This is a genomic window from Mycobacterium sp. NGS29 (assembly GCF_059812965.1).
This window is the reverse complement of record NZ_JCALDR010000003.1, coordinates 193,015-204,695: the sequence shown is the minus strand read 5'-3', so window position 1 is coordinate 204,695 and position 11,681 is coordinate 193,015. Positions and strand designations below refer to the sequence as shown.

General features: G+C 62.5%; 7 protein-coding genes and 1 pseudogene. 5 read left to right on the top strand and 3 right to left on the bottom strand.

What is annotated here, in order from left to right; all coding sequences use genetic code 11:
- Position 1 precedes the first annotated feature (1 nt).
- The 5 genes and pseudogenes from mutA (at position 2) to lipL (ending at position 8,230) form a co-directional block, all read left to right on the top strand.
- The gene (gene mutA, locus AC5Y5Z_RS05615) at positions 2–1,861 is read left to right on the top strand and encodes a methylmalonyl-CoA mutase small subunit (protein ID WP_499923834.1); all 1,860 of its coding nucleotides are present in this window, start codon (positions 2–4) and stop codon (positions 1,859–1,861) included.
- Position 1,862: 1 nt separating this feature from the next.
- The gene (scpA, locus tag AC5Y5Z_RS05610; protein WP_463825112.1) at positions 1,863–4,118 is read left to right on the top strand and encodes a methylmalonyl-CoA mutase; all 2,256 of its coding nucleotides are present in this window, start codon (positions 1,863–1,865) and stop codon (positions 4,116–4,118) included.
- A gap of 243 nt (positions 4,119–4,361) precedes the next feature.
- Positions 4,362–5,699, top strand: coding sequence for an Rv1490 family membrane protein (locus AC5Y5Z_RS05605; RefSeq protein WP_499923830.1), 1,338 nt, complete (start codon positions 4,362–4,364; stop codon positions 5,697–5,699).
- Between the two features lie 193 nt (positions 5,700–5,892).
- A pseudogene (meaB, locus tag AC5Y5Z_RS05600) lies at positions 5,893–6,890 on the top strand (methylmalonyl Co-A mutase-associated GTPase MeaB).
- Positions 6,891–6,943: 53 nt separating this feature from the next.
- Positions 6,944–8,230: an esterase/beta-lactamase LipL gene (lipL, locus tag AC5Y5Z_RS05595; protein WP_499923828.1), complete on the top strand. Its 1,287-nt coding sequence runs from the start codon at positions 6,944–6,946 to the stop codon at positions 8,228–8,230.
- Between the two features lie 2 nt (positions 8,231–8,232).
- Here the strand turns inward: lipL and rfbG are convergent, their stop codons facing one another.
- The 3 genes from rfbG to AC5Y5Z_RS05580 all read right to left on the bottom strand — a co-directional run bounded on the left by rfbG (position 8,233) and on the right by AC5Y5Z_RS05580 (position 11,279).
- Positions 8,233–9,255 carry a CDP-glucose 4,6-dehydratase gene (gene rfbG / locus AC5Y5Z_RS05590; RefSeq protein WP_473139618.1) on the bottom strand — a complete coding sequence of 341 codons (1,023 nt, stop codon included), beginning with the start codon at positions 9,253–9,255 and terminating at the stop codon, positions 8,233–8,235.
- Between the two features lie 151 nt (positions 9,256–9,406).
- Positions 9,407–9,973: a GtrA family protein gene (locus AC5Y5Z_RS05585; protein ID WP_499923825.1), complete on the bottom strand. Its 567-nt coding sequence runs from the start codon at positions 9,971–9,973 to the stop codon at positions 9,407–9,409.
- A 451-nt stretch (positions 9,974–10,424) separates the two neighbouring features.
- Positions 10,425–11,279, bottom strand: coding sequence for a hypothetical protein (locus tag AC5Y5Z_RS05580; protein ID WP_473139620.1), 855 nt, complete (start codon positions 11,277–11,279; stop codon positions 10,425–10,427).
- Between the last annotated feature and the right edge of the window lie 402 nt (positions 11,280–11,681).

The window sequence follows — 11,681 nt, the reverse complement described above, 5'->3', positions numbered from 1 at the left end:
GGTGTCCATTGACGTACCCGAGCTGGCGGACCTGGAACAGGTTCGCGGCCGTTGGCGCAGTGCCGTCGCCGGTGTGCTCTCCAAGAGCACCCGCACCGACCCGGCCGAGTTGGGTGACGAGCCCGAACAGCGCCTGGAAACACCCACCTACGACGGTTTCGTGATCCGGCCGCTCTACACCGCCTTTGATGAGCTTCCGGAACCGCCGCTGCCCGGCCAGTGGCCGTTTCTGCGCGGCGGCGACCCGACCCGCGACGTCAAGTCCGGGTGGAAGGTCGCCGAGGCCTTCCCGCTGCCCGGCCTGGCCGTCGAGGAGGCCAACTCGGCGCTGCTGGCCGCGCTCGGCGAAGGGGTCAGCGCGCTGCTGATCCGGCTGGGGGAGTCGGGGGTGGCTCCGGACCAGCTCGAAGCGCTGCTCGACGGTGTGTACCTGAGCATGGCGCCGGTGATCCTGGACGCGGGGGCTGATTTCGTTGCCGCCGCCGACGTGATGTTGCGACTGGTGGATGCGGTCGACGAGGACCAGCGCGCCACCGTGTCGGTGGATCTGGGCGCCGACCCGCTGACCGCGACGCTCAGCGACCGCACCGCCCCGCCGATCCAGGACGTCGTCACGGTTGCTGGGTGGGCTGCTGGCAAACCCGGGGTGCGGGCCGTCACGGTTGACGGCCCCGCCTTCAACAACGCGGGCGCGACCGCGGCCTGGGAGCTCGCGGCCACCATCGCTGCTGCGGTGGCCTATCTGCGGCTGCTCACCGAATCCGGCCTGTCGGTCCCAGATGCGTTGCGGCAGATCAGCTTCCGGCTCGCCGCCGACGACGACCAGTTCATGACGCTGGCCAAGATGCGCGCCGTGCGTCAATTGTGGGCGCGGGTGGCCGAGGTCGCCGGCGATCCGGACGGAGGCGCGGCGGTGGTGCACGCCGAAACGTCGCTGCCGATGATGACCCAGCGCGATCCGTGGGTGAACATGCTGCGCAGCACGTTGGCGGCCTTCGGCGCGGGTGTGGGTGGGGCGGACACCGTACTGGTGTACGCATTCGACGTGGCCATCCCGGGCGGCTGGCCGGGCACCGCCACCAGCTTCGCGCGCCGCATCGCCCGCAACACCCAGTTGCTGCTGCTCGAGGAATCACACGTCGGCCGGGTGCTGGACCCCGCCGGCGGGTCCTGGTTCGTCGAAGACCTCACCAAGCAGCTGGCCGAGCGGGCCTGGCAGCACTTCCAGTCCATCGAGTCCGAGGGCGGATTCGTCGACGCCCAGGATTTCCTCAAAGGTCAGTTGGACGAGCTCGCCGCAAAACGGGCCGACGACGTCGCGCACCGCCGCATCGCGATCACCGGCGTCAACGAGTTCCCGAACCTCGGTGAAGCGCCGCTGCCGCAAGGTGACTCGCTGGGGCGCGCCGGTCATGTCGTGCGTTACGCGGCCGAATTCGAGGCATTGCGGGATCGTTCCGACGTTTACTTCGCCGAGCACGAGGTGCGGCCACAGGTGCTGTTGCTGCCGTTGGGACCGCTGGCCGAACACAACATCCGTACTACCTTCGCCACCAACCTGCTGGCCTCCGGCGGCATCGAGGCGGTCAATCCGGGACCGCTGGATGCGGCCGGGGTCGCGGGAGCCCTTCAGGAAGTGAGTTCGCTGAAGGCGGTGGTGATCTGCGGCACCGACAAGCGCTACGCCGACGAGGCATCCGAGGTGGTGGCCGCCGCGCGCGACGCCGGCGTCGAGCGGGTGTATCTGGCCGGGCCGGATAAGGCGGTGGCCGAGGCCGAGCACCGACCGGATGAGTTTTTGACTCTGAAAATCAATGCGGTGCAGACACTTTCGGATCTGCTGACTCGATTGGGGGCTTAGCATGACCACGACGGTTCCCTCGATTGGCAGCTTCGCCGACGTCCCACTGGAAGGCGATAAGGACGTACCGAAACCCACCGCGGAGGCGGTGGACGAGTACGTCGAAGCGGCCGCCAAAGCGCACTGGTACACCCCCGACCAGCTGCAGTGGCAGACGCCGGAAGGCATCGACGTCAAGCCCGTCTACATCGCTGAGGACCGCCGGGAGGCCGGGGAGGCCGGCTACCCGCTCAACAGCTTCCCCGGTGAGCCGCCATTCGTGCGCGGGCCGTACCCGACGATGTACGTCAACCAGCCGTGGACCATCCGCCAGTACGCCGGCTTCTCCACTGCGGCGGAGTCCAACGCGTTCTACCGGCGCAACCTGGCAGCCGGCCAAAAAGGTTTGTCCGTCGCCTTCGACCTGGCCACCCACCGCGGGTACGACTCCGACCACCCGCGCGTGCAGGGTGACGTCGGAATGGCCGGTGTGGCAATCGATTCCATTCTCGACATGCGGCAGTTGTTCGACGGCATCGACCTGTCGACGGTGTCGGTGTCGATGACCATGAACGGTGCGGTGCTGCCGATCCTGGCGTTATATGTGGTGGCCGCCGAGGAGCAGGGGGTGCCGCCGGAGAAGCTGGCCGGCACCATCCAGAACGACATCCTCAAAGAGTTCATGGTGCGCAATACCTACATCTATCCGCCCAAGCCGTCCATGCGGATCATCTCCGACATCTTCGCCTACACCAGCGCCAAGATGCCGAAGTTCAACTCCATCTCGATCTCCGGCTACCACATCCAAGAGGCCGGGGCCACCGCCGATTTGGAGCTGGCCTACACGCTGGCCGACGGCGTCGAGTACATCAAGGCAGGCCTGGACGCTGGGCTGGACATCGACAAGTTCGCCCCGCGGCTGTCCTTCTTCTGGGGCATCGGGATGAACTTCTTCATGGAGGTGGCCAAGCTGCGGGCCGGGCGGCTGCTGTGGAGCGAACTGGTCGCCAAGTTCGACCCGAAGAGCGCCAAATCGCTGTCGCTGCGCACCCATTCGCAGACCTCGGGCTGGTCGCTGACGGCGCAGGACGTGTTCAACAACGTGGCCCGCACCTGTATCGAGGCAATGGCCGCCACCCAGGGCCACACCCAGTCGCTGCACACCAACGCCCTGGACGAGGCACTGGCGCTGCCCACCGACTTCTCCGCGCGCATCGCCCGCAATACCCAGCTGGTGCTGCAGCAGGAGTCGGGCACCACCCGGCCGATCGACCCGTGGGCAGGTTCGTACTACGTGGAGTGGCTGACCCATCAGCTCGCGCAGCAGGCCCGTGCCCACATCGAAGAAGTTGCCGAGCACGGCGGCATGGCCCAGGCGATCGGCGAAGGCATCCCCAAGCTGCGCATCGAGGAAGCCGCCGCGCGAACCCAGGCCCGCATCGACTCCGGCCAGCAGCCGGTGATCGGGGTGAACAAATACCAGGTAGAAGAGGACCAGGAGATCGAGGTCCTCAAGGTGGAAAACAGCCGGGTGCGTTCGGAGCAGCTGGCGAAGTTGAAGGATCTGCGGGCGAACCGGGACGCTGAGGCGGTCGAGGCGGCACTGGCCGAGCTGACCCGGGCGGCGTCGGCGTCCGGGCCTGCGGGTGAGGACGGGTTGGGCAACAACCTCATGGCACTGGCGATCAACGCGGCCCGGCACAAGGCCACCGTGGGGGAGATCTCCGACGCCCTGGAGAAGGTCTACGGGCGCCACCAGGCTGAGATTCGCACCATCGCGGGGGTCTACCGCGACGAAGTTGGAAAGGCGCCCAACATCGCTGAAGCCACTGAACTCGTCGAAAAGTTCGCCGAGGCCGACGGCCGCCGGCCCAGGATCCTGATCGCCAAAATGGGCCAGGACGGCCACGACCGCGGACAGAAAGTGATCGCCACCGCGTTCGCAGACATCGGGTTCGACGTCGACGTGGGTTCGCTGTTCTCCACCCCCGAAGAAGTGGCCCGGCAGGCTGCCGACAACGACGTGCACGTGGTCGGGGTGTCCTCGCTGGCTGCGGGACACCTGACGCTGGTGCCGGCGCTGCGCGACGCGCTGGCCGAGGTGGGGCGCTCCGACATCATGGTGGTGGTCGGCGGGGTAATCCCGCCCGGAGATTTCGACGAGCTGTACGAGGCCGGGGCTGCGGCGATCTTCCCGCCGGGGACGGTGATCGCGGACGCGGCAATCGGGTTGCTGCAGAAGCTGGGCGAACGCCTGGGATACGAACTAAGCGAATGACCTGAGGATTCCGCTTCGCGCGGTGGCTGGAAAGTGCACTGCCACTTGAGTTTTGGCGAAATTCATACTGGCTCCAGGCAAAGGCGCGCCGAGCGTAATAAGTCGGTCGACGCAGACCGAGCTTGCGCTCTGGACTAGAGCGGGTTTGATATGCGGCGGAGCTGCTTTGACAGCCTGTGCCCACTGTCTGATTCGCGCATGGAATCGCCCACTTGAAGGCCGTTGGTCAATTAGATTGGCTGAATGCGTGCTGCCTTCACCCGCGTCAGCAGGCAGCGCGGAATTGTCGGCGCCGCCGATGGATGCGCGTCGGGGAACCCGACATTGGAAGGCCGCGAGCCTGGTCCGGATGTCACGAGGACGGCGAAGAGGAGACAGCGTGTATTCATACTTCTGACGCTGTGGGTGCTAGCCTGCACAACTTTCCACGTGTTTGTTGTGATGTCGGTCTATTCCAATGTAGTCGTATTGCTGCAGTACTATGCTATCAATTATAAATACGGATTTGTACGCCGTGGTTTAGCCGGTGAGTTGATCCGAATATTTCCTGAGCACAACTACTTTGATGTCGCATATGCGATTCTGTGGGCTTCAGCGATAACGTGGCTGATCTGCTTGGCGTTCTTCGTCTGGCTTGTCTTGAAGCCCAACCGAGGCTCAGAGCGGCGGAGGATGCTGGCTCTACTGGTTCCCGTCCTGCCCTTCTCGGTTTCCTACCTGGTATATAACGCGCATCCCGAAATATGGGGCATGTCTGCTCTCGTCATATTCAGTATCGCCGTTCGAAGTGCTGGCAGCCGCCGGTCGAGGGTCATCTACTGCGTGATCTACGGTGCGACCGGAGCAGTCTTCACCTTGATCCATGAAGCCATGGCGGTGCAGTTCGCCCTCGGCGCAGTCCTTGCGATAACCGTTCTTGCGAAAGACACTACGAGCGCGGCGAAGCGCCTACTCAGTCTATTAGCCGTAGGACCAGGCCTGTTGGCGCTGGTTTTTGTGGCGATGCTGGGTCGTCGTGATACCGCGACGTCTTTGTGTACTCAAATTCCACATGGACTGGTTGACGATCCCGTAGGGACATACGATGCCCCCCATCGAAGCCTGAGTTTTTTATTCGGTCAGTTTCAACATCAGTCGGATTTCCACGACTGGGTGTGTACGAAGACCATGCCGTTTTTTTACATGGATATTTTTGACGGTGCTAGGGTGGTGGCGTCCTATGGACTGCCTAAGCTTTTCGCTTCACTGGTCCTTGGTATCGCTATATTGTTTCTGACATTGTCGGCTGTCCGCTATGTATGCGGAGTTTCTGCCCGTTCATTTGCCCAAGAAATTTACAATGATCGTCGGATGGTGTTGCTCAGCATAGCACTCCTGCTTCCGCTTTTCGTGACCGCCGTTGATTGGACGCGTTGGTATACCGTCATTGCTCTGGACATAACCACTGTTTATATTCTTTATGCGATTGAGAGACCTGAAATCGATCAGAGGGTGACCCGACGTGACTGGCAGGTATTCGTCGCAGCTGTCGTCGTCTTTGCGGCCATACCTTTCGGCAACCTCAACAACGTTGACTCGTAGTCAGGCTCAGTGCTCGTAGCTTGTGGCGGGCAGTCTGGGGATCGCACGTGCCCACCCCGGGATGGCCGTCCCGAACCAGCCTCGCGATATGGGATTCTGGAGAACCGACAAGAACCCGTCCAGGCAGTCAGCCGTCGTGGGAAGGCTAAACCGTGACCGTTCCCCATCTCGCTCGCGTCCCGGCAAGTAAGTGATGTCGCCAACTGGCAGCTCCGTGACGGAGCTATCCGAAGCGATCCGAGGAGGCGACCGCGCAGCCCTGCCGCGGGCCATCACACTGCTGGAATCGACGCGCGCCGACCATCGAGAGCGGGCGCAACAACTGCTGCTGGAACTGCTGCCCGATTCCGGCAATGCCCATCGGGTCGGCATCACCGGCGTGCCGGGGGTGGGTAAGTCCACCAGCATCGAAGCCCTGGGCATGCATTTGATTGGACAGGGCCACAAAGTGGCGGTGTTGGCTGTCGATCCGTCCTCAACGCGGACCGGTGGCTCAATTCTGGGCGACAAGACCAGGATGGCGCGCCTGGCAGTGCACCCCGATGCCTACATCCGGCCGTCTCCCACGTCGGGGACTCTGGGCGGCGTGGCAAAGGCGACCCGGGAAACGGTTGTGTTGTTGGAGGCAGCCGGTTTTGACGTGATCCTGATCGAAACCGTGGGCGTCGGCCAGTCCGAGGTTGCAGTGTCCAACATGGTCGACACGTTCGTGTTGCTGACGCTGGCGCGAAGTGGGGATCAGTTGCAAGGTATCAAAAAAGGCGTGCTGGAGCTGGCCGATATCGTGGTGGTCAACAAAGCCGACGGTGCCCACCTCAAGGATGCGCGGATGGCCGCGCGCGAACTCTCCGGAGCCATCAGGCTGATCTATCCGCGCGAAACCCTGTGGCGGCCACCGGTTCTGACCATGAGTGCGATGGAGGAAACCGGCCTGGCCGAGTTGTGGCAGACCGTGGAGAAGCACCGCGACGTACTCACCGAGGCCGGCAAGTTCGAGGCGCGTCGTCGCGACCAGCAGGTGGACTGGACCTGGCAGATGGTGCGGGACACGGTGCTGGACCGGGTTTTGTCCAACCCGGAGGTGCGCAGGATCCGCCCCGACGTCGAGCGGCAGGTGCGCGACGGTGAGCTGACCCCCGCTCTAGCCGCCCAGCAAATACTTGAGATCGCGACGACTTAACAGATCGGTAAATATGTCCGGGTTTGCCGGTGGGCAGTTAGACGGGTGAAGTAAATTCAGATTCGTGACGGTAGACATCGGAGTCGATCGACGCGCTGTTCCTTCCCACGATGCCCCTGACGCAGGGCATGGTGTGTTCGGCGCCGCGGACTCCCACTTCGGATGCGTCGTTCGTGCTTTCTCTACCATGTGGCCCGGTCACCGCTTCGGCGGCGGCGCGTTGGCGGTCTATTTGGACGGGCAACCCGTCGTCGACGTGTGGAAGGGCTGGGCGGACCGGGACGGCAAGGTGCCGTGGTCGGCTGACACCGCGCCGATGGTGTTCTCGGCCACCAAAGGCATGGCCGCCACCGTCATCCACCGACTCGCTGACCGCGGCCTGATCGACTACGAGGCACCGGTCGCCGAGTACTGGCACTCGTTCGGCGCCAACGGCAAGGCCGACATGACGGTTCGCGAGGTGATGAAGCACACCGCCGGCCTGTCGGGCCTGCGCGGAGCCACCCAGGCGAACATCTTCAATCATGTCGAGATGGAGGAACGGCTCGCAGCGGCGGCGCCGGGACGGCTGCTGGGTCAACCGGCCTACCACGCGTTGACCTTCGGTTGGCTGATGTCGGGACTGGCCCGCGCAGTCACCGGCAAGGACATGCGGGCGCTGTTCCGCGAGGAACTCGCCGAACCGCTCGGTACCGACGGCTTTCACCTGGGCCGTCCGCCGGCCGGCTCACCCACCCGGGCCGCCGAAATTATCATGCCCCAGGACATCGCCGGCGCCCCGATCGTCAACTGGGGGATTCAGAAGATCGCCAATCACTTCTCCGGCGGGTACCGCTCCATGTATTTCCCGGGAGTCATCGCCTCGGTGTCGGGGAACATGTCGATGCTGGACGCCGAGATCCCGGCTGCCAACGGCGTGGTCACCGCACGAGCTCTCGCCCGGATGTACGGTGCGATCGCCAACGGGGGAGAGGTCGACGGCACCCGGTTCCTGTCCCGGCGGCTGGTCGCCGGGCTCACTGGTGAGCGGGTCGTGCAGCGGGACCGGAACATTTTCGTGCCCATGGCATTTCACCTTGGATATCACGCACTGCCCATCGGCAACGTGATGCCGGGCTTCGGCCACGTAGGCCTGGGCGGGTCAGTCGGCTGGAGCGACCCGGAATCGGGTCTGGCGATCGCGGTAGTGCACAACCGGCTGCTCACGCCATTGGTGTTGACCGACCACGCTGCGTTCGTCGCTCTGGCGGCGCTGATTCGTCAAGGTGCTGCGAAGGCACGCAAGCGGGGGTATCGGCCGGTGCACGGGTTGGGCGCTCCGTATTCGGAGCCGGGTGCGGTGGCGGGGTAGGGCTACCCGAGGTTTTCGAAGGCGCCGATCTTCTCCAGGGTTACCGCGAGCGGGTCGGCGCCGTCGTGTACGCGGCGCTCCCAGTCGATAGTCCAGCCGACAGCGTCGTGGAAGCGGAGCCGGTTGCGCCAGCCGAGTTCACGCTGCGCCTTGGTCGCGTCGAGGGCCAGCAGATTCGCTTCGTGCGGATGTTCCCCGGGCTGGTTGTCCCAGTGGGCGCCGCCGCCCCACAGTTCGGCGGCGAGTGTCGCAACCTGGCCGACCTCGACGAAGCTGTCCCGGCCGGGGCCGATGTTCCATTGGTCCTGGCCTTTTGCGCCGTCGGACAGCAGGGCCTCCGCGATGACCAGGTAGCCATTGAGGCAGTCCAGGACGTGCTGCCAAGGCCGCACTGCCTGGGGGAAACGCAGCAGGGGTGGTCGTCCGCCCGCGTAGGCGCGCACCAGGTCCGGCATCAGCCGTTCGGGGCTGACGTCGCCGCCACCGATTACGTTGCCGCCGCGAGCGATAGCCGTAGGGCAACCGGGATAGCTGCGGACCCATGACTGCGTGAGCAGGTCGGCCATCGCCTTGGAGGCGCTGTACGGGTCATCGCCGCCGAGTGGGTCGGTCTCGACGTAGCCGGCCTCCTGGTTGATGTTGCGGTAGACCTTGTCGGTGGTGACGACGACATGGGCGCGCACCGACGGCGTTTTCGTCACTGCCTCAAGCACGTTGAGGGTGCCCATCGCGTTGGTCTCGTAGGTGTAGCGCGGGTCCCGATAGGACTCGCGCACCTGCGATTGCGCGGCCATGTGTATGACGACATCGGGGGCGGTGGATCGGATCGCGGCGGTGGTTGCCTGCGCATCGCGGATGTCGACTCGGTGATCGGTGAGCAGTTGCCTGGTCAGCGCGGCCTGCTCGAAGAGGCCGCCTGGGGGGGCGTCGAGAGCCAGGCCGGAGACCGTATGGCCGCGGCTGCGCAGCAACAGGATCAGCCATGGACCTTTGAAGCCGGTGTGACCCGTGATCAGGTAGTGCATCAGCTAATTGTGCGTACGGGCTCAGGTGCGCGAATCACTCCATCTGGCCGCGTGCGGGCGGATCGATATGTCCCAGTGATGAAGGTCCCCTTGTTCCGTTGTGAGCGGCGAACTGATCATATTAAAAGACCAGCGGGGCTACCCGTGGGTCCTAGCCGGGTGCGGCCCAAATCCGATCGCTTGTTGCAGTGTCGCTACGATCGGCACGACAGATCGAGGTCGCACAGGCCGGAACGTCGCCGTATTTGGCCCCCTTCGGGTCGTGTGTGTACTCCGCACCTTTGAACAGCCACCGGTCGAGCACTAGGAAGCGTCCTACCCACACGATGCCGAAACCAATGACCTGCGCACACAGCACAGCTGCGCCCCGAACGACAGTTGCATGGTCAGCAATTAGCCGTTCGACCAAGTAGGTAAATGCGGTAGCCAGTGAAACGCCTAGCATTACGGCGAACCAGAATACAAGTATCTGCCTGTGAAGTTCTCGTCCCGAACGGTCCCGCCAAACCAAGTGCCTATTTGCGAAAAAATTCGGGACCGCAGCGATGGAGGCGGCTAAGACAGAAGCCGTGACGTAATCGTCGAGCCAGCGGCCCAACAGCAGGAGTAGACCTTGTCCAACGGGAAGAAAAGCTAGCGAAACCCACGCATACCGTAGCTTCCTGCGGATCGCCTCAGGTAGCGAGTAGGAAGCTACACCCGACGGCCACAGGTTCATGTGGATTGAAATTAGTTGTCAACGAGGCTGCTCGGGCGGGAATCACAGAATTAGTCGGCGAGAGCACTGACGAGATGAACCCGGTGAAAGCGCTGACGGAAGTCTGTACGGCACAACTTCGCCGACGTGCACCTCTCGTTCGGCGAGGGCTCGGGAGCGATGTGCTGTGAGGTGGCTGCGGTCAACACGACTATTTGCCAACAGTTAATGATTTACACTAACGCCACTGGTAAGTTCTCGGCTTGCTGTCGTGACGATCTGAGCATTTCGTTATCCGGCTAGCGGCACCAGCTAATTACAGTATGTCTAGATGCGTCACCGTCGATCTGCCACTGTCGATGAACGGGGATGGAGTACAGGATGCAACGGATGGCGAGGCAAATAACCATTAACCGTCGGTGCTTGCGGCTCAGATACAGCAATCGGGCTGCAAGTTCTTACAAGTGATTTTCTATATCTGTTCGTCCGCGCCGGTCATTACATTAACTACCGCAAGCCCCCGTAGTGACTCGGCTCTCATTGCGCCCCGCAAATAGTTTAGCCGGCCTTTCTTGTCACGAGATTCCGCAAATCTTGATTCGATGTAGCCCTGCGCAGCGGTCAAAGGCTCGAGTCCATGACATAAGCTGGCTTTTACGAAAAATGCGTTGTTACCTGCCGTATTGCTCCCGATGAAGTCATAGCCTTTCGACAGCGCGAGATGGCACAATGCACCCAGGGAGGCACCGTAATAGAGGTTGCCATGCAAACCCCAGCGATTGAACTTTGGGTCGTAGGGAATGGTGATCGCACGGTCCCGTCCGAAAACACTATTGTATTCGACGATGACGACAGCCGGGTCAATCACCGTAATGGCCTGCCAGACCCAGTAGTCGTTACCGTCGATATCGATATGCAAGATTCCAACTTCGCCAGCGAAACCATGATTGAGAAGCAATTGATTGATGTTCTCGGCGGTAACAAAAGCGCAGGCGCTCTGTAAGTCATATTTCCAGGAAATCTCGTCGCGACGGATCGCATCAATATTGCGTTGCGACCCATCCATCACCAAACCCCGCCAGTTGTTGTTAATCAACAAGAAACGAGTGTTTGCTTCAGTGTAGGTTTCGACGCCGAACTCGACAAAAGATTGATTTATCCCTGGCAGGCGTTGTATTAACCACTGGATGATGCCATCGTCGCCCCATTGGCTGAACACCGAAAACTCAACTTCAGCAAGATTGCGGACGGCTGGCTTGTCGCGCACCACCCAAGAGAGTTGCCGACCCACTAGGGCCTTTAACTTCTCGTCTTCCGCAGTCCCCACTGTCTCTCCTGCTGCTCGTATTCGATGGTTGCTCATTGAGCATGTCGGTCACTAAGGGTTATCGTAGGACGCGCCGACCCCGGTGTGCACGAGCGATGTTCCGTGCGTCCAGGCACAACTGGTGCGGTCGCCGCCCGGCAACTGAGTAGCCACGCGAAACGCTTAGGTTCTACCAGGGTTCGGCCTGGCCAAATATGGAACCTCCTAGGCGGAAGCGACCATCCTCGGCGAGCTGTCGACTTGTATCGGATGGAGCCGTCGAGCAGCGGAATATCACGTGCGAGTTGTACTGAGACATCTAACCGAATCCCGACGACAAGACGGCTGGTCGACTGCACATCGCTGAATACCGTTAGCGGGCGGAGTCGACGCCGCATGGACATCCTTGAAACAGTTTATGAT